We start from the raw sequence: 21,936 nt of genomic DNA, 5'->3' as shown, positions 1-21,936 counted from the left end.
ATGTCATTTGCTGCGTCAACGTACAAAAAGTTTCTAAAAGGTTAGTATTTGTAACCTTTACACGGTTAGTTATTGATACACATTATAATTTTATCAATAGAAACTGGAGTGTCATTTTTTGGTCAAGATCACCATTATTGATTATCCCCCCTCTTTATCGTAGTGGTAAATATCGCCACGGTACTGTATCCCCCCTTCTTCAAACAACACCGTTTGATAAATGATGTGTACTGGAATCCGCTTCTTCAGACGAACCTTTGTATTCGGAGCGAGGCCATCATTTGGTTTCGGTACCTTCCTTACTTTGGTGGCAAACAACAACTCAGCCAGCTCTTCTGCATGCTCAACACGTATGCAACCTGAGCTATAAGCACGAAAATCGTCATTAAACAGACCTTTACTGGGAGTATCGTGAAGATAGATCGCACGTGCATTGGGCGTGTTGAATTTATACAGCCCTAATGCATTACCAGAGCCGGCCCTTTGACGCATTCGATACGGGAACGAATTGAAATTGATGGTTTGCCAATTGATCTCTTTCGTGTCGACGGTTTTCGTAGAACGCCAACCATCTATCACTTGGAAATTATGAGTATCAAGATAGCTTGCATCCTCTTTTACCTTAGGCAAAATGTCCTTGACCATGATTTTCCATGGCACATTCCAAGTCGGGTTTAGAATAACCGAATCGAGTTTGACCTCTAATAGTGGGGTTTTTCGCGACTTTGTGCCTACCACGACTTTGGACTCAAACACCTCTTCACCATCTTCCCAATACTTCAGGTCAAAACCGGGAACGTTGACAACGATCAGAGAATCTCTTTCTCTCGGCCACAAGCGAACACGTTCTGCGTTCAGAGCCAAAGAGCTCAACCGATCATCAAACCCCATATTGACCCATTTGATCGTATCTGGCCCGATGATCCCGTCATCCGTAAGACCATGCATGCGTTGGAAAGATTTAATCGCCGTTTGAAGATCACGATCGAACTCAGGGGAATCGAGCGCGATCATCGAGGTATCAACGCCAACCAAGGCAATACGCTCAACCAAAGTCGCTTTGTCTGAAAGCTTATCACCCAAACGTTTTAAGCTTTTCTGCCGATATTGTTCAACATCCATCTTAGACGCGGTGTTTAAAACAGAATAGGTCGCTTTAAATCGGTCAAAGTCTCCAACCGGTGGTGCGTAAGACAGTACCATCTCCAATAGATAATCATTGGCAACACTACTTTTTAGTCTCATGAGAATATGAGGTGAAGGTGCAGGCAGTTTAGAGTGTAACTGACCTGAGAAGTACCACGCCTTACCGGCTATTGGTGCACTCTCAACGTAACTCAGATAATAGATGAAGGTATCGGTGAGTAATATATCCAACTCTTGCCACTGCTTACGAGATTGATACTGACGGATCTGCCTGAGCTGTCGTTCAAAAAGCGGTGCCATCTGCGCTTGTTCTAGAAGCGACAATTGGAATTCAAACGCCTTAACAAGCTCAGGAGAGTCCCACAAAATAGGTAACGAAGAGTCTTGATAAATACTCTGAGTGAGTTCTGGATAAATCAGCATAAAAGAGAGTTCTGAATCAGCCGGAATAAATCGGTCTTTGTCAGAACTCGTGTAGCCCCATGTATGCACAGAAACTAAAACTAGCAATCCACAGAAGTATTTCGCGAACATGCTTAACTCCATCACCAACCATCCAATAAGTATGGCAAAGAAATAGGAGTAAGCGTGTTATTTTTAAGCGGCTTTAAAAATCAGATTGAACTCCAATGGTTAACCCACTGGACCAATGATTGCGGACTGGATTTTTCATAAGGCTTGGGTTGAGCACAACAAAGTAGGCGAATTAAATATCCAGGTTGTGCTTACCGTGTGAGACTTTCGCCCTTAGGTAGCTTTCGTTACCCGACTTAATATGAGCGGAGGTATTCACGACTTCTTCAATCTCAATACCAAAGGATTTCAGCTCGTTGATCTTTTTAGGGTTGTTAGTTACTAAACGAATTTTCGTGGTCCCTAAAGCGCGTAGCATTTCTGCGGCTTCCGTAAAATCACGTAAATCGTCGCCAAAACCAAGATGGTTATTCGCTTCGTAGGTATTCATACCTTGGCTTTGCAGACGGTACGCATCGATTTTATTATACAGACCAATACCACGGCCTTCTTGACGCAAGTACAAAATTATCCCACCGGTTTCGCCCATCATTCTAATGGTTTCATCGAGCTGCTCGCCGCAATCGCATCGAGACGAATGGAAAACATCACCAGTAAGGCATTCAGAATGCATACGAACAAGCGGTATGTCTTGTGTCTTATCTGCGGACTTAAATATCACAGCAACATGCTCTTTATCTGTTTTCAACCCACGAAAAGACAGCAGCTCAGCATCAATGCTGCTTGTTGATCCAACTTTAAAATCTATTCTGGCACGCACTTCCGCCATAGCTATACTCACTTGAAAATTCATTTTATTTAACGATACTACATGATATCTCTAGGCAATATTTTGTAGCAAACTATCTAATGATAGACACTATGAGGCTGTTAACCATTTTTTTCAAGGTTGACCGCGCACAAATTGTTATATTATAACAATAATTTTTCAGGTAAGAAAAAACCCCACATTGAAATAGTCAATATGGGGTTATAAATTAATCATTTACGCTTAAAAGAACATTTGTACAGAACGATTAACTTGTTTGAGTTCGCTTCCAAATCACAAGTTGAACCCAAGCGTTCTCTAATTCTGCCAACTCTTCAGGAGTAAGAGTCGAAATGCTCGACTTAGCACTGTATTTTTCTGCCCAGTTATCAGATTGGACATGAGTATGGAACTCTTTTTTTAAATTTAAGATTACCTTGTCCATAAATACATCCTTATATAACAGTGCTTAGCCTTAACAATCTTTTATATGGTACAAAATACAGGTCAATTGGTAAACAGCAATACGTCATTTTTATGACTTCTTTCCAATATTCTAATGATAAAGATATAAATAGTTGATTCAAGATCAACAGATCAATAATTTGAACTATTTCAATTTTAAGTTGAAGGACGTCGATATATATCTGAATAGAGAATACTGGCTTAATGGGATAGAACAGGATTAAGAAAAGGCCACACCATTCCACCCATTTGATGTTTGCCCTTTTCACCCAACAGCACTTTAAGGAACCACAATGAAAACCTTACCTTCACTCTTAACACTGTGCGTTGCACTATTCTGCTCAGCGCTTCAAGCATCTGAACGCGCTGACATAGGTTGGACATTAATAGAGACAGGCGCGCTAGTGGTTGATGTAAGGACACCCGCAGAGTTTGAATTTGGGCATCTAAATAATGCCATAAACGTCCCTCTGTCAAAGTTATCACAACATTTTTCTAATAAAGATAAAGATCGAGCGATCGTATTATATTGCCGTAGTGGAAATCGCTCTGAAAAAGCTTATCAATTTCTTAAACATCAGGGATTTACCAACATTCATAATGCCGGTGGTTTAGTGGAAATGCAGGAAAGCCATAAGCCATAAGCCATAAGCCATAAGCCATAAGCCATAAAATTTAATGGCCGTTCAACACATCAAACAAACGCTCAAGTAATAAAAAACCGAGCGCTAAGGCTCGGTTTTTTCAATGGTAAGCTTAATTACTTAGCATAATCGAGATTACTCTGTATCTTGCTCGCTATCACTTTCAGAGTCAGAAGCATCTGATGCTTGCTCTTCACTTGATTCAGCAACGTCAGCGTTAATAGTTTCAGCTCCAGCTTCTTCAGCTTCGCCTTCTACAATCTCAGCTTCTTCTACTTCGTCGATACGTTGTAGACCTACAACATTCTCGTCTTCAGCAGTACGAATCAGTGTTACACCTTGAGTGTTACGACCCACTTGGCTGACTTCCGCTACGCGAGTACGTACTAGCGTACCTGCGTCGGTGATCATCATCATTTCATCGCCTTCTTCAACTTGAACAGCGCCAACAACTGGGCCATTACGTTCAGAGACTTTGATAGAGACTACACCTTGCGTTGCACGGCCTTTCGTTGGGTATTCTGCTAGCTCAGTACGCTTACCGTAACCGTTTTCAGTCACAGTTAGGATATCACCTTCGTTAGAAGGAACAATCAGTGAAACTACTTGATCGTCTTCTGGAAGCTTCATACCACGAACACCCGCGGCAGTACGGCCCATTGCACGTACTTTGTCCTCGTTAAAGCGAACAACTTTGCCCGATTTAGAGAACAGCATGATATCGCTATCACCGTTAGTGATATCAACGCCAATCAGTGAATCGTCGTCACGTAGGTTAACGGCGATTAGGCCGTTAGCTCGTACGTTTGCGAATTGATCCAGTGATGTCTTCTTAACTGTACCGTCACCCGTTGCCATGAAGATGAATTTCTCAGCAGAGAACTCAGAAACAGGCAGGATAGCCGTAATACGTTCACCATCTTCTAGAGGAAGAATGTTAACGATAGGCTTACCACGAGCAGTACGACTTGCTAATGGTAGTTGGTAAACTTTCAGACGGTATGTTTTACCACGCGTAGAGAAACATAAGATATTATCGTGAGTATTAGCAACAAGCAGACGCTCAATGTAATCCTCATCTTTCATCTTAGTTGCACTCTTACCTTTACCACCACGACGTTGAGACTCGTAGTCGCTGAGGATTTGGTACTTAACATAACCTGCGTTAGAAAGCGTCACTACAACGTCTTCTTGAGCAATCAGCTCTTCCATGTCGATGTCATGAACTGCCGCTGTGATTTCTGTACGACGCGCGTCGCCATAGATTTCACGTACCGCTTCAAGTTCTTCACGGATAACTTCCATCAAACGCTCAGTGCTTGCCAGAATGTGCATTAGCTCAGCGATTTCTTCTAGCAGTGCTTTGTACTCGTCTAGAATCTTCTCGTGCTCAAGGCCAGTTAGGCGGTGAAGACGAAGTTCTAGAATCGCTTGTGCTTGTGTTTCCGTTAGGAAGTATTGGCCATCGCGGATGCCGTATTGGTCTTCTAACCAATCAGGACGAGCCGCATCAGTACCAGCACGCTCAAGCATTGAAGCAACGTTACCAAGATCCCAACCGCGTGCAACTAAGCCAGCTTTTGCTTCAGCTGGTGTTGGAGCGTTACGGATAAGCTCAATGATTTCGTCGATGTTAGCCAGTGCTAGAGACAGTGCTTCAAGGATGTGTGCACGATCGCGCGCTTTCTTCAGTTCGAAGATAGTACGACGTGTCACAACTTCGCGACGGTGGTCTACGAAGCACTTAAGCATGTCTTTGATGTTGAACAACTGTGGTTGACCGTTGTTCAACGCAACCATGTTGATACCGAAAGTCGTTTGCAGTTGAGTTTGAGCGTATAGGTTGTTTAGAACCACTTCGCCTACTGCATCACGCTTACATTCAATAACAATACGCATACCATCTTTGTCAGATTCGTCACGCAGTGCACTGATGCCTTCTACTTTCTTATCTTTAACCAGTTCAGCAATCTTCTCGATCAAACGAGCTTTGTTTACTTGGTAAGGAATCTCAGTAACGATAATGGTTTCTTTACCATTTTTCTCTACTTCAATATTCGCTTTTGAACGCATGTAAACTTTACCGCGGCCAGTCTTATAAGCATCAACGATGCCTTTACGACCACTGATAAGCGCTGCTGTTGGGAAATCAGGACCAGGAATGTAGTCCATTAGCTCATCAATCGTGATCTCTTCATTATTGATGTAAGCCAAACAGCCATCAACAACTTCACCCAGGTTATGGGGTGGGATGTTGGTAGCCATACCTACTGCGATACCGGAAGCACCGTTTACCAATAGGTTAGGAATTTTGGTAGGAAGTACTGCTGGAATTTGTTCTGTACCATCGTAGTTCGGTACGTAATCCACAGTTTCCTTATCAAGGTCAGCCAGTAGTTCGTGCGCAATTTTCGCCATACGAACTTCGGTATAACGCATTGCAGCCGCGGAGTCGCCATCGATAGAACCAAAGTTACCTTGGCCATCAACTAGCATGTAACGCAGCGAGAACGGTTGAGCCATACGAACAATAGTATCGTATACCGCACTATCACCATGCGGGTGGTATTTACCGATCACATCACCTACTACACGAGCAGATTTTTTATATGGTTTGTTCCAATCATTTCCTAGTACATTCATCGCGAACAAAACGCGGCGGTGTACTGGTTTTAGGCCATCACGCACATCTGGAAGGGCACGACCAACGATGACGGACATCGCGTAGTCTAGGTATGAACCTCTAAGCTCATCTTCAATATTTACGGGCGTGATCTCTTTCGCTAGATCGCTCATAGAGCCATTTTCCCTCTATAGTCAGATCGTATTTTTGAATACGTATAAGACCGAAAAATATAACACAAATTTACCTACGGAGGCATCACTTTCCCTCTCCTTTTACCATCTTGTGACCCTTGTAGCCAATCAATTGATGAGAAATTGCATCTCCGTATCATATCTTGCTGAAACATGGTCACTTTACATCCAATAAACTCGCAAAATTGTAGATCTTCTGGTCAGCAGGAAAAGGCAAGTTATAATGCTTGCCACTTCATGGATGCATTATTTAACTTGGAAATGCCGATTATGACTAAATCACAGAATGTAGACCCAGCAGAAATCAAAAAATTCGAAGACATGGCGTCACGCTGGTGGGATCTTGAGGGTGAGTTTAAACCCCTACATCAAATCAACCCACTGCGACTAAATTACGTGCTAGAAAAAGCCGAAGGTTTATTTGGTAAAAAAGTACTTGATGTTGGTTGTGGTGGTGGCATTTTAGCGGAAAGCATGGCGGTTGAAGGCGCGATAGTGACCGGCCTAGACATGGGTAAAGAACCGCTAGAAGTAGCACGCCTTCACGCGTTGGAAACTGGCACCAAACTCGATTACATCCAGAGCACCATTGAAGATCATGCAAAACAAAATCCACACACTTATGATGTAGTGACATGCATGGAAATGTTGGAACACGTTCCTGACCCACAGTCGGTTATCTCGGCTTGTTCAAAATTGGTTAAGCCGGAAGGCCATGTATTCTTCTCTACTTTGAACCGCAACTTTAAGTCTTATCTTTTTGCTATTGTTGGAGCCGAGAAACTACTGAAAATTGTCCCAGAAGGTACTCATGACCACGACAAATTCATTCGACCCGCTGAACTCATCAAGATGATTGATAATACACCTCTACAAGAACTCGGCATCACTGGACTGCACTATAACCCTTTAACGGACACTTATCGCTTAGGGTTAAATGTTGACGTAAACTACATCGTCCATACACAAAATTTCGCAGATTAAACATCGTTATCACTGGTGGACGTTTTTTCTAAGAAAGGCCAATAAAAAAGGTTGCAAATAAGATAATTTTGCAACCTTTTTTCAGTCTTAACTTCATTTTCTTGCTTCCATTTTCGCCATCTGATTTAAATTTAACCGCCTAAAATCCGTCTTCCATTTTGTCCAAAGATCAAGAGATTTTTTTTTATAAGCATGCAAAAATAAAGCATCACCAAAAGCCAACTTTTACACAATCAAGTGACATCTATCTTCCTCAGTTAGTGATTACTTACAGTTTTTTTCAATCCACCACTTATCCACAAGCACTCCCCCTTTCTTTACCTTGAAAAAATTCGCTTGTAGCACTATCTTGTAACCCAACAAACAAATGACCCCTATATGTTGTGTTTGAACTACAATATATAGGTAGACCAAGATCACAAAGCCGACCTGTAATTTACAAGAATTACATCTAAATACACAAAAACACGGCCTTGTTCAGTTTTGTTAGGGAAATTAAGCAGAATGAACCAACAACTTACTGTTACCAAGCGTAACGGGCGCAAAGAAACGATCGATTTAGAGAAAATCCATCGCGTGATCACATGGGCAGCTGAAGGCTTGCACAATGTTTCTGTATCACAAGTCGAATTAAAAGCTCACATTCAATTTTACGATGGCATCACCACGACTGACATTCATGAAACTATCATCAAGTCAGCTGCGGATTTAATCTCTGAAGAGACTCCGGATTACCAATATCTAGCAGCACGTCTATCTGTATTCCACCTACGTAAAAAAGCGTACGGCGAATACGAGCCGCCAGCACTGTATGACCACGTAGCAAAACTGGTTGATATGGGTAAATACGATAGCCACCTAATGGAAGACTACACGAAAGCGGAATTCGAAGAGCTTGACGCGTACATCGACCATAAGCGTGACTTAAACTTTTCTTACGCAGCGGTTAAGCAACTTGAAGGTAAATACTTCGTGCAAAACCGTGTAACAAAAGAGATCTACGAGAGTGCTCAGTTCCTTTACATTTTAGTTGCTGCGTGTCTGTTCGCGAAGTACCCGAAATCGACTCGTCTTGATTACATCAAACGTTTTTACGACGCATCGTCTACGTTTAAAATTTCTCTGCCTACACCGATCATGTCTGGTGTACGTACGCCTACTCGTCAATTCAGTTCTTGTGTACTGATCGAGTGTGGTGACAGCCTTGATTCAATCAACGCAACGGCAAGCTCAATTGTTCGTTACGTGTCTCAACGTGCTGGTATTGGTATCAACGCAGGTCGTATCCGTGCGCTAGGTTCTGAAATCCGTAATGGTGAAGCGTTCCACACGGGCTGTATCCCTTTCTACAAATACTTCCAAACAGCAGTAAAATGTTGTTCTCAAGGCGGTGTTCGTGGTGGTGCTGCAACCGTGTTCTACCCACTATGGCACGGTGAAGTTCAGTCTCTGCTCGTTCTGAAAAACAACCGCGGCGTTGAGGAGAACCGTGTTCGTCACATGGATTACGGCGTACAGCTGAACAAGCTCATGTACTCTCGCCTAGTTCAAGGTGGTAACATCAGCCTGTTCTCACCTTCAGACGTACCAGGCCTTTATGATGCGTTCTTCGAAAACCAAGATCGTTTTGAAGCGCTATACGTTAAGTACGAAAACGATCCTTCAGTGAAGCGTGAAACAGTTAAAGCGGTTGAGCTTTTCTCTCTGCTAATGCAAGAGCGCGCTTCTACTGGCCGTATCTACATTCAGAACGTTGACCACTGTAATACGCACAGCCCGTTTGACTCTGAAGTCGCACCTGTTCGTCAATCGAACCTGTGTCTAGAAATCGCGCTTCCTACTAAGCCGCTTTCTAACGTAGAAGATGACGAAGGCGAAATTGCACTGTGTACGCTTTCAGCATTCAACCTTGGCGCAATCAATGAACTGGACGACCTAGCAGAGCTTTCTGAACTGGTTGTTCGTGCGCTAGATGCACTGCTGGATTACCAAGACTACCCGCTTCCAGCAGCCTACAAATCGACCATGAACCGTCGTACTTTAGGTGTCGGTGTAATCAACTACGCATACTACCTAGCGAAGAATGGTGTTAAGTACTCTGATGGCAGCGCGAATGGCCTGACTCACCGTACTTTTGAAGCAATTCAATACCACTTGCTAAAAGCATCTGTTGAACTCGCGAAAGAGCAAGGTCGTTGCCCATCTTTCCACGAGACCAACTACGCGAAAGGCCTACTGCCAATCGATACTTATAAAAAAGATATCGACTTAGTATGTGAAGAGCCACTGCATTACGATTGGGATTCTCTACGTGAAGAGATCATGGAGCACGGTCTGCGTAACTCTACGTTAACAGCGCTTATGCCTTCTGAGACTTCGTCTCAAATCTCGAACGCGACTAACGGTATCGAGCCACCACGTGGTTACGTATCAGTGAAAGCATCGAAAGACGGTATCCTCAAGCAAGTGGTTCCAGATTTCCTAAATCTTAAAGAGAACTACGAACTGCTTTGGAACATTGGTACGAACGACGGTTACTTGCACTTAGTGGGTATCATGCAAAAATTCGTTGACCAAGCTATCTCTGCAAACACTAACTATGATCCAAGTGTTTACGACAGCGGTAAAGTACCAATGAAACAGCTGCTTCAAGATCTACTCACCGCGTACAAGTACGGTGTTAAAACGCTTTACTATCATAACACTCGCGATGGTGCTAAAGACGACCAAGGCGATGCCGTTCAAGTGCCGGAAGAAGATTGTGAAGGCGGCGGTTGTAAGATCTAAACCACAATCAACATTAAGACCCCAGAGAAGTTATCTTCTCTGGGTTTAAAGCATTAACAGGGTTCGTTTTATTACGGGTCTTTAAAAGATTTGAGGCATTTATGGCTTACAGTACTTTTTCTCAGCAAAAAAATGACCAACTAAAAGAACCAATGTTCTTGGGTCAGTCGGTAAACGTTGCACGTTACGACCAACAAAAATTCGAAATCTTCGAAAAGCTAATCGAGAAGCAGCTTTCTTTCTTCTGGCGTCCAGAAGAAGTAGACGTGTCTAGCGATCGTATCGACTACAACAAGCTTCCTGAGCATGAAAAGCATATCTTCATCTCTAACTTGAAGTACCAAACACTGCTTGATTCTATCCAAGGTCGTAGTCCAAACGTTGCCCTACTTCCGTTGGTATCTCTACCAGAAGTAGAAACTTGGATTGAGACTTGGTCTTTCTCTGAAACGATTCACTCTCGTTCTTACACGCACATCATCCGTAACATCGTGAATGATCCAGGCGTAGTATTCGACGACATCGTTGAAAACGAAGAGATCCTGAAGCGCGCGAAAGACATTGCTTTCTACTACGACGATCTCATGAAGCTCACGGCTGACTACCACCGCTACGGTGAAGGCAACCACAACATCAACGGCGAAGACGTTAAGATTTCACTTCATGATCTGAAGAAGAAACTTTACCTATGTCTAATGTCTGTAAACGCTCTAGAAGCGATTCGTTTCTACGTAAGTTTTGCATGTTCATTTGCATTCGCTGAGCGTGAGCTAATGGAAGGTAACGCGAAGATCATCAAGCTAATCGCTCGTGATGAAGCACTTCACCTTACTGGTACACAGCACATGATCAACTTACTGCGTAACGGCCAAGACGACTTCGCATTCATGCAGATTGCAGAAGAGTGCAAGCAAGAGTGTTTCGACTTATTCAAGCAAGCGGCTGAGCAAGAGAAAGAGTGGGCGGAATACCTATTCAAAGATGGCTCAATGATTGGTTTGAACAAAGACATTCTTTGCCAATACGTTGAATACATTACCAACATCCGTATGCAGGCAGTTGGCTTAGGAACGGCTTACCCAGAAGCTACATCGAACCCAATTCCATGGATCAACGCTTGGTTGTCTTCAGACAACGTTCAAGTTGCTCCACAAGAAGCAGAAATCAGTTCTTACCTAGTTGGCCAAATCGACAACGAAGTAAAAGCTGACGACTTTGAAGGATTTGAGCTGTAATGCCAACAATCAAAATCAACAAGCTGACTTCAATTGAATCTAACCCTTCAAACACTCTGTTGGAAACAATGGAACAAGCGGGCTTAGAGCCAGAATACAACTGCCGAGATGGTCACTGTGGCGCTTGCCGCTGCACGTTGGATTCTGGTGAGGTCGAGTACGTTGGTTTTGCTATGGTTTACACCCAAGTCGATGAGATTTTGCCATGCATCTGCAAAGCAAAAACTGACTTATCGCTGAGCAATGTGATTCATCGGAGTAAGCAGAAGCGCGCCTAGCTTACTTTTTCTTTGATATCTCTGCTCTTTAACGTTGTTGTTATTCAAATCTGCTGAAAATGAAAAAGGCCTCACAATCATATTGATGTGAGGCCTTTTTATTTATTCCGTTGAAGCTGAATCGTTTAGTGAGTCCAAAGAGACATTTACTTAATATTAGCCGAAGGAATAAACATATCTTTCACTCGTTTTAATGAAGAGTAATCACCAAACATGGGCTTATTGTCTAAGTGTCTTCTTAGCATATCTGCCGCGACCGTTTTAATAATAGTACGTGCATCTTCGCGATTGTATTGGCGGTAAAACTCAAGTACCTGCCCCCACTCGCCCGCTTCGCTCGACAGTGCAACGCTGAACGTACTACCGTCTAACTTACCCGTAACCAACGCTAATTCAGTGCCGCATTTTTCTCTTGTGGCACCGGCCAGTGCAAAAGTAGCGGCCAATGGATCACTCTTTTCTAGTTCCGTCTCTTTTGGCTCGGCCATGACCCAAGAGTGCCCAAAACAATCTTCAACCTGTTCATTCGATTGTAACCAAGCCGACAACGCACCTTTGGTTGACACTTCAGAGACCGATAAGGTCTTTTTTCTCACCGCCATAATGTGACCAATACGATCGATCATCGGCTCATCGACACTTACTACATTTTTTTCTAACAGTTTAAACACCATTTGTAATAACTTGACGCGAGTTTCCAAGCCAGACTTAGGTCCAAACAGTTTTACCTCAATGAAAGGCAAATAAGAGCGGTAACCCAACTCATACCCTTCAGGCAGCTTCAATTCATCCAACACATCAGAGATTCCCGATTCAGATAAACCAAAGGTAAAGAGACGACTGCACTCAGAAGCAATCACTTGAGGGTAAGTACGAGCTAAATCAGGAAGGATCTCAAACGTTATCATACGCTTAAATTCGCTCGGAACACCAGGCGTAAAATAGAACGTTGCATCATTGATTTTCAGCTTAAAGCCACAGGCAGTACCGACTGGATTATCAACGATCTCAGCACTTGCCGGCAACAAGGCCTGTTTGAGGTTACTATCAGGCATCGGCACGCCACGACCCGAGAACATCTCTTCCATACGAGCCAACCATTGAGGGAACATGACCAATTTCTGATCGGAAGCAGCAGCAGCGGCGGCAGCGCTCATGTCATCCGTGGTCGGCCCCAACCCTCCATTGACGATAATCACATCGTAGTTAAAGCTCAGCATTAACAGCTCTTCAACCAGGGTATTCATTTGATCACCGACCGTAGAACGCTTAGCAAGAGCAAAACCATTCTGGTAAAACTCAGCAGACATCCAAGCCGCGTTTGTGTCGACAATGTCTCCATGAAGAACTTCTTCACCAGTACTTAACATTGCGATTTTTGTCATATTTATATCCCTTGCTGCCCTTTAAGACACGGCGTTATAAGTAAACTGGTCTACGGTAAAATTAGAGATATGTTACCTTTTCACCAATATTAATAATTTTAAACCTAAGATTTTCTTAAAAGAATGGGGTAATTATTAGTTCCCTATATTAGGTATTTAATAGATAATTGTGATTCTGATCAATTATTAACATATCATGGAGACCCTTGTGGCCAAATCACCGTTACTAACAAAGGTTACTGCTGCACTTTCAATACTGCTCTCAGTTAACTCGGTTGCAAGTCAATATGACTTCGACCAACCAATCAACCTTTCTTACACGGATGAATGTACTCAAGATTACTGTGTTAATCAAAACTTGTACACCTACAAGCCAAACAATAACTATGCTCTAAGTGAATCAAGTGATCAGTACGACCTAACGATTGACAAACAACCAATCTATCTTACGGTGAGTGATGATAGAGATTGGGATTACCTTATGGGTCAAACCTACACGATCCTTGGCTTAAGTGTCGCAACCGTAGGTCTAATGACTCTGTTGCCTGAAAGTATCACTAAATGGGATGATGACCAACGTGATATCAGTGCTCTAGGTAAAAAATGGAAGGATAACGTTTCCAAAGGCCCGGTATGGGATCGCGATGAGCACTTCCTAAACTACGTTATGCACCCATATTTTGGCGGTATTTACTACACCGCAGCTCGACATGCTGGTTACGATGAATTTGAATCTTTCTTATACTCTTGGACAATGTCAACATTCTTTTGGGAATACGGCGTAGAAGCCTTTGCTGAAGTGCCATCATGGCAAGATCTGTTTGTCACACCTTTCTTCGGCGCGGTTGTTGGTGAGCTAATGTTAGACGCAGAGCAAGATATCGTTGCTTCTGGCGGCGAAGTGATGGGCTCAGAGATAATGGGTGATGTTTCGCTATTTTTCCTTAACCCCGTAGGCCACATCCACTACTGGGTTAGTGATGCTTGGGGCGGCGACGCAGAAGTTAACCTGAATACTAACCCTTGGTGGGATAATCAAGACGCCGCTAAGTTCGCTTACGACGCTGGCGCAAAATACGATTCTCAGTTTGTTGGTATGAACTTCAAGGTAACATTCTAAACCCGCTTGCGAATCCCCTAACAATTTTTCTAAAAAGCGGCTTTCGGGCCGTTTTTTTGTACCCAGCGCTTTATTCTCCTTTTTTCGTCGTATCTTAGTTTCAAAAATTGATGTAGGTCAAACATTGTTTGATGTAACGTTCTACACTGAAACAAAAGAACTTTATTGCATAATATCAAACATTTATTGAGCAATGATTAATTGAAACTTTTGGGGGGCTGATATGAACAGTACATTTATCGTAAACTTTATTGGGAAAGCGTCACCAGCAACAATCAAACAACTTGCTGCGGTGACTCATGAAAACAACGGCAAATGGCTCATCAGTAAAGTAAACTTTATTGAAGACCAAGTCGCAGGCGTACTTAAGGTTCAGCTTCCAGCCATTAACGAATCCATTGTTAAAGAGGCCTTCAACGCTAACCCTGATCTCATCGTTCAGTTTGTCGATTCAGACCAAACTCACAATGTTCAAGAGACGATCCATCACCTAAGGCTCGACTCGAACGATCGAGCAGGGATCGTTAACGAAATAACCCATGTGCTAGATAGACAAGGGATCAGTATTCTAGATATGGATTGCAATCGAGTCTTCATCGCTGGCGGCGGCGGTGTTAGCTCAAGCTTATTCACCTCTAAGATTGCTATTAAACTGCCCGTCGAAGTAAAAATTGACGATGTAGTAAACGAGCTAGAAACACTAAGCGAAGATACTCGCGTGGTGATTGAGGGGTAACTCAGTTATCACTTAGTTGAGCAAGATCCAACGATACAAAAAGAGCAGCTCATTCGCTGCTCTTTTTATTATTTTTCATAATCAATTCAGCTATTTGACCGACCATTGTGACAATGAGCGTTTAAAATCTTCATAGCCAAATTCGTTCAGCTTTTGAATTTCGCCAGTACTGCGCTCGCAATAGATAGATGGCATTTTTAAGCCATTAAACCAATTCAGTTTCACCATGGTGTAACCCGCACTATCTAACAGGTGCAGCTTTTGACCCATCTTAAGTGGCTCATCAAACCTTGCTTCGCAGAACTGATCGCCTGCAAGGCATGAACACGAACCAATCACGTAGTTATGGCGACCATTTTCAGACGCTTCCAACACCGATGCTGGCTCGTTGTAGATAAGCGTATCAAGGCGGTGTGCTTCTGTTGCCGAATCTACAATCGCTGTTTTCTTCACGTTCTCAACAATATCGACCACAGTCACAACTAGGTCTGTTGTTTTCGTGATAATGGCTTCACCCGGTTCCAAATACATTTGAACGCCGTGTTTTTCAGAGAAGGCTTTCAGCGCAAGGCCAAGTTTTTCGATGTCATAGCCAGGCCATGTGAAGAACACACCGCCACCCATACTGACCCAATCTAGTTTATCGAGATATTCACCAAACTGATCAGAGATCGAATCTAGCAAGCCGATAAATGCATCCACATCTTTGTTTTCACAATTCATGTGGAACATCACACCATCTATATCTTCAAATACTTCTGGTTTGATGTGATTAGCTTGAACGCCCAAACGAGAGAACTGGCGCGCTGGATTCGCTAAGTCTTGACCCGCATAGCTCACACCTGGGTTTAAGCGTAAGCCAATTGACGCTTTACCTTCGACAATGTGTCGGTACGCTGCTAGCTGAGACTGCGAGTTAAAGATCATCTTGTCACAGATATCTGCCACTTCACGTACGTCATCGTCACTGTAACCCACGCTATATGCATGAGTTTCACCACCAAATGTTTCGTAGCCCAGCTTTACTTCAAATGGGCCAGAACTTGTCGTGCCATCTAAGTAAGGCTTGATGATGTCGAATACACCCCAAGTTGAGAAACATTTCAGCGCAAGCACAAGCTTAACGCCAGAGATTTCTTTTAGCTGTTTTGCCTTCTCTAAGTTTTCGATCAACTTATCTTCATTGATCATAAAGTATGGGGTTTTAAGTTCGCTCTTTTGCATTATCTATTCACCATAAAGTGGAACAAAGCCGACGCTATTACATCGGCTTGATAAACGTAGATAAACTAAAAATCTCAAAGCGCTTTTAGAGATTCCGTATCACGCTCGTACCTCACTGTACGGAATGACGACTCTAACCCGTCATTCCCGATAGGGACGAAGGACCGTAGTTGGGAATCTCATGCGTATTGTAGAGATTATTTATTCAGCTCGTGGATCAGCGGTAGACCTTGACCTGCTTCAAGCTCCTGCACATGCCAATCTAGACCAATGCTAGGCATGGTTTCTAGGAATGGGTCTGGATTTAACTGCTCCATGTTGAACACGCCTTTATCCGCCCACTCGCCACGGAAGAACTGAAGCGCCGCCGTGATCGCTGGTACACCCGTTGTGTAAGAGATCGCTTGGTGCTCTACATCTTCGTAAGCCACTTCGTGGTCAGCGTTGTTGTAGATGAATACGCTACGCTCTTTACCGTCTTTCTTACCTTGAACCCAAGTACCGATACACGTTAAACCAGTGTAGCCCGGAGCTAGTGACGTTGGATCAGGAAGAAGCGCTTTCAGAACGTGAAGTGGCTGAACAACCGTACCGTCATGTAGTGTCAGCGGATCTGGGCTAAGTAGACCAATATCACGCATACAGTTGAAGTAGTTTAGGTACTTATCACCAAAGCCCATCCAGAACTCGATACGTTTCGCAGGGATAAACTCTTTCATTGAGCGAACTTCATCGTGCGCCATAGAGTAGACCTTGTGAGAACCACAGTTCGGAAAATCAAACTCAAGCATACGAGAGTGACAAGGCACTTGCTTCCACTCTTCATTTTCCCAGTAGAAAGAATCGCCTTGGATCTCCAGCATGTTTGTTTCTGGATCGAAGTTAGTCGCGAACTTCTTGCCGTGGTCGCCGGCGTTAACATCCATTACATCAATCGTATCGATTTCATCAAACAGGTGCTTAACTGCGTAAGCTGCAAATACCGATACTACGCCAGGATCGAAACCCGCACCAAGAATACCTGTGATGCCCGCTTCTGCGAATTTTTCGCGGTAGCCCCACTGCCAATCGTAAGCTTGAGGTACTTGCTGACCTTCAGAACATAGGTCTACCGCGACTGATGTATCTAAGTAAGAGACTTTAGCTTGATAACACGCTTCCATGATCGCCATGTTTACCCAAGGAGGACCCGCGTTGAGCACGAGATCCGGCTGAACGTCTTTAATCAGAGCAACAAGCGCATCAACATCATCAGCGTTTACTGAACGTGCTTCTAGTTTCTTAGTTGAATCTTTCAGGTTATTTTTACCCTTGATCGATTCAATGATTTTTTCACACTTCGCGATGGTGCGAGAAGCGATGGTAATATCACCCAGTACTTCGTTATTTTGCGCTGCTTTGTGTGCAACAACCCAACCGACGCCGCCTGCACCAATTTGGAGAATAGCCATAGTTTAAATTATCCTTGTTGTTCTGCTAGCTCAATCGCTAAAGCTTGAATTTTGTTAATTAGAGATTTGAAATCTGATGTCGTTAAGCATGGATTCAAGATAGTGAATTTCAGTGCACTTTTACCGTCGACGACCGTTTCGCCAAGTACAGAGATACCACGAGTCAGCGCTTCCAGTCTTAACGTTTGATTCAGTTTATCTAAATCAATAGCGCTGTTTGTTGATTGCTCATTGCTCGGCCGCGAGCGGAACAGCACAGTAGACAGTGACGGCTCAGCAAGCAGTTCAAAATCGTCATGCTTCTGAATAAGATCGGCAACTTGAAGCGTCTGTTCTAAGAGATGATCGTACATATCACCCAACTGCTTTGGCCCAACACTTTGCATCGTCATGAAGACTTTTAGGGCATCAAACCGCTTGGTAGTCGCAATAGATTTATCGACTAGATTTGGCAGTTCATCGTGCTCGCGATTTAAGTAGTCCGCGTGATGCAATAGGTACTTAAAGTTCGCTTTGTCTTTGAGAAGCACAGCACCACAGCTGATGGTTTGAAAGAACAACTTGTGGAAATCAACGCTCACTGAGTCCGCTTTCTCGATGCCTTTTAGACGTGCTTTATGGCTACTTAAAATAAGTGCACCGCCGTATGCACTATCGACATGGAACCAAAGATCTTGTTGATGTGCGATTTTGGCTATCGCTTCAAGGTCATCAATTGCGCCATGATCGGTTGTGCCCGCAGTACCAACCACAGCAAAAGGAATCAACCCCTGCGCTTTCAGCGCTTTCACTTCTGCGTCTAACAAATCCGCTTTGATGGTACCGTTAGCGTTGGTATCCACACAGCACACCGCGGCTTCGCCGAGTCCCATTAAAGAGGCCGATTTTTGAACCGTGAAATGAGATTTTTTTGAACACAAAATGCGTAACTTGCTCGCATACTCTGGCAAACCAAGCTTTTGAATCGAGTGACCATCGTGCTTATCGGCAACCCAGTCTCTCGCCAGCAATAAACCCATTAAGTTACTTTGCGTGCCGCCGCTGGTGAAAACGCCGTCAGCTTGTGCGCCAAGTTGGTATTTGTCACACATCCAATCCACCACACGCTGCTCAACATACGTCGCCGCAGATGCTTGGTCCCATGAATCCATTGATTGATTCAACGCCGCGATCATCGATTCCGCCGCTACCGAAGCCATAAGAGGAGGTGTGTGGAGGTGTGCAATACAATCTGGGTGTTGCACGAAGATGGAGTTAGCCGCGACAAGGTCTGCTGTGCTATCAACAACATCAACCAAAGCGTGTTGGTTGTTATCGAGGTCAACAGCCTTGATGGCGGCTTCTAGCACTTTAGGGTCTAAACCTGAGTATGGGGTTTCAACCTGTTCAAAAACAGATTTCATCGCTTGCGTAGTTTGGTTCATCACGTTAACGAATTCGTCGCTGCCACCGAAACCTGTCTGGATGAAATGCTTGTTCCATTCATGGTTACCTTGTTCACTTGACGCTGGAGCTTGTTGCAAACCACCACCGGCTGCGACGATCGCATCTTCCATCACGCGGAGTGCGAAGTCGATCTGCTCAAAAGAGATAATCATTGGTGGAAGGAAACGAATCACCGAACCATCACGACCACCCTTTTCAACCATCAAGCCACGCTCTAATGCGGCTCGTTGAATCGCTAGGGTTAGTTCGCCGTCTGATTGTGGTTCGCCAAATTTATTAAGCTCACCATTGGCTTTTTTGATCTCAGCACCAAGCATCAAGCCTTTACCACGCACTTCAGCAATACAGCTCACACGCGATTGAATCTTCTCAAGCCCATGACGTAAATATTGGCCTGCGATGTTCGCGTGCTCAACTAGACCGTCACGCTCGATGATTTCCAGAGCTTTAGCACCTGACACCATGGCTAATTGATTACCACGGAATGTACCGGTGTGCTCACCCGCTTTCCATGTATCAATGCTCTTATCGAACACAAGCAGCGACATAGGCAATCCGCCACCGATCGCTTTAGACAAACATAAGATATCAGGGTTAACGCCTGCTTCTTCAAATGCAAATCTATGACCCGTTTTACCCACACCACACTGAATTTCATCAAAAATCAGTAGGATGCCGTGCTCGTCACAAATACGACGTAGGCCTTGCAACCAAGAGGCTGGAGCAGGAATCACACCGCCCTCACCTTGCACAGGTTCAACGATCATCGCAGCAGGTTTCATGATGCCCGACTCATCATCATTTAACATACGCTCAATGTAACGAATACTCGCGTTAGCTCCGGCTTCGCCACCGAGACCAAACGGACAACGAAGGCTGTATGGAAAAGGCATAAAGTGAACGTCTGACATTAAGCCACTACGACGCTCTTTAGTTCCGAGATTACCCATCATGCCCATAGTGCCGTTCGTCATACCATGATAAGCACCACGGAAAGCAAACATGGTATTACGACCGGTGGTTTGCTTGGCGAGTTTGATCGCCGCCTCCACAGCATCAGCGCCCGATGGGCCACAAAATTGAAGCACCGAGTTCGTTGAAAAGTCCTGAGGAAGAAAGGCTTTTACTCGCTTGATAAATGTCTCTTTTGCTTGAGTCGTAATATCAAGAGTTTGATAAGGTAAACCTGAATCGAGTTGATCTTTAAGAGCTTGATTGATTTCCGGATGATTATAGCCCAGAGAAAGAGTCCCCGCCCCGGCTAAGCAATCAAGAAAGAGTTGGCCACGGGTGTCTTCAACTAAAGCACCACATGCACGTTTAATCGCAATCGGTAGGCGTCTTGGGTAAGAGCGAACATCCGACTCATGCTGCTCTTGCTCTAGCAAAATGGCGTCAGGTGTTAGATCATACGTTCCCTCTAAGATAGGAACCATGGTTGAAAATGAATTTGCGATAGTATTGATATCGACTTCAAAGGCGGTAGTCATAAAAGTCCCCTTGAATGTGTTCATACTCACTTCCATCAGACGCACTGACCCACTAGCTCCCTCTTTAAATTGGCAGAGAGTTCATCGTGAAGCACAGGTATGTTAGAAATGAGAGATAGCGGTACGCTCGCATAAGTCAAATGACGAATACGAAATTAGGCCGTCTTAGGACAGCAAAAATTAGTTAGCGTGAGCTCAAGGTTCAGTAATGCTACTGTTTCGAAGAATTGGACATTTTTGCAGGATTGGACAGCGATGAGGAGCTGGTCCCTTTGGAAATGCAGAGCTGATTAGCAATGTTGTAATTAGTGTGTTCAATGTTGGGTTTCCCATTAACATGGCGAACTGCGCCATAAGTATCCCGTCTATCAGCTAAAGGAATAGCCGATACCTACCCTACGTAATGTCCCAATCAGCAAGAATGGTCATTACGCGTCTCCCCCAGAAGCAATCGCTGCTCTTTTTAAGCATCGTTCATTCCGAGATTGCGCAGAAAAGTAACATAGAGTGAAATGAACGATCAATAGTTTTTAATCATAGTTTGATAAATAGCAGTGGTGGCTAAGGGATTGCTGAAAATATCGTTAATACTACCGTAGGAGAACGAGACTCCGATTCATGCGTTTCTCCAGCCCAAGGATGATGAGATAGGTATACACGCGGTGTTAGTGATGGCTTTGAGGCTATTGCGTCATTCCGTCATTCCGTCATTCCCTAGCGCGAAGAATGAGTTCATAGGGAGTCCCTTACAACATGTTGATGTATTGCTTTATTCAAGAAACTATCTGATGCAATAGATTAAACTGAAGTTAATCAGCAAGCAGCAATAGATCCCCGGTTCGCTCGTTCCTCACGCCCGAGGATGACGACGCGAATATACAAGCGTTGCTAGTGAGGCTTTGAGGTCATGTTACCTTTCCGTCATTCCCTAGCACGAGGAACGAGTTCATAGGGAATCTCGCTTTTTAAAAACTAACTTGATTGCGAAATTTTGAGATAGAAATAGAAATAAATTTTGAGTGCGGGTTCAAACAAGAAGAGTAATTACACATAAAAGCTAAACGCCAGAAACCAAAAAGCCCGAACATTTCTGTTCGGGCTTCTTAATTTGGAGCGATACATCGGGTTCGAACCGATGACCTCAACCTTGGCAAGGTTGCGCTCTACCAACTGAGCTAGTATCGCATTTGCTTTACCGAAATAAAGACTTGAATAGATGGTGCCCCGGGCCGGACTTGAACCGGCACAGCGCGAACGCCGAGGGATTTTAAATCCCTTGTGTCTACCAATTCCACCACCAGGGCACGCAATTCTTTATTGCGATGCCGATTACTGAAAAGTAAAACACCATCTTAATGCTGATGCCAATCAACATTACAAAATTTGGAGCGATACATCGGGTTCGAACCGATGACCTCAACCTTGGCAAGGTTGCGCTCTACCAAC

At 43.9% G+C, this 21,936-nt stretch carries 15 protein-coding genes and 2 tRNA genes; 7 read left to right on the top strand and 10 right to left on the bottom strand.

All coding sequences use genetic code 11. The features are described 5' to 3' along the window. Nucleotides 1-141 precede the first annotated feature (141 nt). From L4B77_RS12160 to L4B77_RS12150, 3 genes are all read right to left on the bottom strand, one after another. Nucleotides 142-1,680 carry a L,D-transpeptidase family protein gene (locus L4B77_RS12160; protein WP_429750707.1) on the bottom strand — a complete coding sequence of 513 codons (1,539 nt, stop codon included), beginning with the start codon at nt 1,678-1,680 and terminating at the stop codon, nt 142-144. A 172-nt stretch (nt 1,681-1,852) separates the two neighbouring features. After that, a complete protein-coding gene (locus L4B77_RS12155) occupies nt 1,853-2,473 on the bottom strand; it encodes a GTP cyclohydrolase II (protein WP_429750705.1) in 621 nt (206 codons plus the stop codon). 223 nt (nt 2,474-2,696) lie between these two features. Next, a complete protein-coding gene (locus L4B77_RS12150) occupies nt 2,697-2,873 on the bottom strand; it encodes a hypothetical protein (RefSeq protein WP_261837516.1) in 177 nt (58 codons plus the stop codon). A 313-nt stretch (nt 2,874-3,186) separates the two neighbouring features. Between L4B77_RS12150 and L4B77_RS12145 the strand changes: the two genes are divergently transcribed. Next, nucleotides 3,187-3,537, top strand: coding sequence for a rhodanese-like domain-containing protein (locus tag L4B77_RS12145; protein WP_429750703.1), 351 nt, complete (start codon nt 3,187-3,189; stop codon nt 3,535-3,537). A gap of 135 nt (nt 3,538-3,672) precedes the next feature. Here L4B77_RS12145 and gyrA read toward each other — a convergent pair whose 3' ends face one another. Continuing rightward, nucleotides 3,673-6,333, bottom strand: a complete 2,661-nt coding sequence (gyrA, locus tag L4B77_RS12140; protein WP_372040035.1) for a DNA topoisomerase (ATP-hydrolyzing) subunit A — start codon at nt 6,331-6,333, stop codon at nt 3,673-3,675. 258 nt (nt 6,334-6,591) lie between these two features. On the opposite strand from gyrA, the gene ubiG reads away from it, so the two are divergent. The 4 genes from ubiG to yfaE all read left to right on the top strand — a co-directional run bounded on the left by ubiG (nt 6,592) and on the right by yfaE (nt 11,638). Continuing rightward, nucleotides 6,592-7,338, top strand: coding sequence for a bifunctional 2-polyprenyl-6-hydroxyphenol methylase/3-demethylubiquinol 3-O-methyltransferase UbiG (ubiG, locus tag L4B77_RS12135; RefSeq protein WP_261837519.1), 747 nt, complete (start codon nt 6,592-6,594; stop codon nt 7,336-7,338). Between the two features lie 504 nt (nt 7,339-7,842). Next, nucleotides 7,843-10,125 (top strand): class 1a ribonucleoside-diphosphate reductase subunit alpha, encoded by a 2,283-nt coding sequence (gene nrdA / locus L4B77_RS12130; RefSeq protein ID WP_261837520.1) that lies wholly within the window; start codon nt 7,843-7,845, stop codon nt 10,123-10,125. 101 nt (nt 10,126-10,226) lie between these two features. Then, nucleotides 10,227-11,360 (top strand): class Ia ribonucleoside-diphosphate reductase subunit beta, encoded by a 1,134-nt coding sequence (gene nrdB / locus L4B77_RS12125; RefSeq protein WP_429750700.1) that lies wholly within the window; start codon nt 10,227-10,229, stop codon nt 11,358-11,360. After that, complete coding sequence (gene yfaE / locus L4B77_RS12120) at nt 11,360-11,638, top strand: class I ribonucleotide reductase maintenance protein YfaE (protein ID WP_429750698.1); 279 nt, start codon at nt 11,360-11,362, stop codon at nt 11,636-11,638. Before nrdB ends, yfaE begins: the two co-directional genes overlap by 1 nt. A gap of 146 nt (nt 11,639-11,784) precedes the next feature. Here yfaE and L4B77_RS12115 read toward each other — a convergent pair whose 3' ends face one another. After that, a complete protein-coding gene (locus tag L4B77_RS12115; RefSeq protein WP_429750696.1) occupies nt 11,785-13,023 on the bottom strand; it encodes a CinA family nicotinamide mononucleotide deamidase-related protein in 1,239 nt (412 codons plus the stop codon). 208 nt (nt 13,024-13,231) lie between these two features. Between L4B77_RS12115 and L4B77_RS12110 the strand changes: the two genes are divergently transcribed. Together L4B77_RS12110 and L4B77_RS12105 are read left to right on the top strand one after the other, a co-directional pair. Beyond that, nucleotides 13,232-14,143 carry a DUF3943 domain-containing protein gene (locus L4B77_RS12110; protein ID WP_261837524.1) on the top strand — a complete coding sequence of 304 codons (912 nt, stop codon included), beginning with the start codon at nt 13,232-13,234 and terminating at the stop codon, nt 14,141-14,143. 223 nt (nt 14,144-14,366) lie between these two features. Continuing rightward, the gene (locus L4B77_RS12105) at nt 14,367-14,879 is read left to right on the top strand and encodes a glycine cleavage system transcriptional repressor (RefSeq protein WP_261837525.1); all 513 of its coding nucleotides are present in this window, start codon (nt 14,367-14,369) and stop codon (nt 14,877-14,879) included. A 90-nt stretch (nt 14,880-14,969) separates the two neighbouring features. Here the strand turns inward: L4B77_RS12105 and nspC are convergent, their stop codons facing one another. From nspC to L4B77_RS12080, 5 genes are all read right to left on the bottom strand, one after another. Further along, nucleotides 14,970-16,103, bottom strand: a complete 1,134-nt coding sequence (nspC, locus tag L4B77_RS12100; RefSeq protein ID WP_429750693.1) for a carboxynorspermidine decarboxylase — start codon at nt 16,101-16,103, stop codon at nt 14,970-14,972. 197 nt (nt 16,104-16,300) lie between these two features. Beyond that, complete coding sequence (locus L4B77_RS12095) at nt 16,301-17,554, bottom strand: carboxynorspermidine synthase (protein WP_429750691.1); 1,254 nt, start codon at nt 17,552-17,554, stop codon at nt 16,301-16,303. Nucleotides 17,555-17,562: 8 nt separating this feature from the next. Then, nucleotides 17,563-20,514 (bottom strand): pyridoxal phosphate-dependent class III aminotransferase, encoded by a 2,952-nt coding sequence (locus tag L4B77_RS12090; RefSeq protein ID WP_429750689.1) that lies wholly within the window; start codon nt 20,512-20,514, stop codon nt 17,563-17,565. Between the two features lie 1,085 nt (nt 20,515-21,599). Then, a tRNA-Gly gene (locus tag L4B77_RS12085) sits at nt 21,600-21,675 on the bottom strand. Between the two features lie 32 nt (nt 21,676-21,707). Further along, nucleotides 21,708-21,794 (bottom strand) — tRNA-Leu (locus L4B77_RS12080). Nucleotides 21,795-21,936: the final 142 nt, after the last annotated feature.

The organism is Vibrio minamisatsumaniensis (genome assembly GCF_050337445.1).
In the GTDB taxonomy this organism is placed as follows: Bacteria; Pseudomonadota; Gammaproteobacteria; order Enterobacterales; family Vibrionaceae; genus Vibrio; species Vibrio artabrorum.
Note: the sequence above shows the minus strand (reverse complement) of the source record. Positions and strands in the feature narration are given on the sequence as shown.

Excerpts from the sequence above, each read along its gene's own strand:
- L4B77_RS12160 (WP_429750707.1), bottom strand. The coding sequence starts at position 1,680 with ATGTTCGCGAAATACTTCTGTGGATTGCTAGTTTTAGTTTCTGTGCAT.
- L4B77_RS12155 (WP_429750705.1), bottom strand. The coding sequence starts at position 2,473 with ATGAATTTTCAAGTGAGTATAGCTATGGCGGAAGTGCGTGCCAGAATA.
- L4B77_RS12150 (WP_261837516.1), bottom strand. The coding sequence starts at position 2,873 with ATGGACAAGGTAATCTTAAATTTAAAAAAAGAGTTCCATACTCATGTC.
- L4B77_RS12145 (WP_429750703.1), top strand. The coding sequence starts at position 3,187 with ATGAAAACCTTACCTTCACTCTTAACACTGTGCGTTGCACTATTCTGC.
- gyrA (WP_372040035.1), bottom strand. The coding sequence starts at position 6,333 with ATGAGCGATCTAGCGAAAGAGATCACGCCCGTAAATATTGAAGATGAG.
- ubiG (WP_261837519.1), top strand. The coding sequence starts at position 6,592 with ATGGATGCATTATTTAACTTGGAAATGCCGATTATGACTAAATCACAG.
- nrdA (WP_261837520.1), top strand. The coding sequence starts at position 7,843 with ATGAACCAACAACTTACTGTTACCAAGCGTAACGGGCGCAAAGAAACG.
- nrdB (WP_429750700.1), top strand. The coding sequence starts at position 10,227 with ATGGCTTACAGTACTTTTTCTCAGCAAAAAAATGACCAACTAAAAGAA.
- yfaE (WP_429750698.1), top strand. The coding sequence starts at position 11,360 with ATGCCAACAATCAAAATCAACAAGCTGACTTCAATTGAATCTAACCCT.
- L4B77_RS12115 (WP_429750696.1), bottom strand. The coding sequence starts at position 13,023 with ATGACAAAAATCGCAATGTTAAGTACTGGTGAAGAAGTTCTTCATGGA.
- L4B77_RS12105 (WP_261837525.1), top strand. The coding sequence starts at position 14,367 with ATGAACAGTACATTTATCGTAAACTTTATTGGGAAAGCGTCACCAGCA.
- nspC (WP_429750693.1), bottom strand. The coding sequence starts at position 16,103 with ATGCAAAAGAGCGAACTTAAAACCCCATACTTTATGATCAATGAAGAT.
- L4B77_RS12095 (WP_429750691.1), bottom strand. The coding sequence starts at position 17,554 with ATGGCTATTCTCCAAATTGGTGCAGGCGGCGTCGGTTGGGTTGTTGCA.
- L4B77_RS12090 (WP_429750689.1), bottom strand. The coding sequence starts at position 20,514 with ATGAACACATTCAAGGGGACTTTTATGACTACCGCCTTTGAAGTCGAT.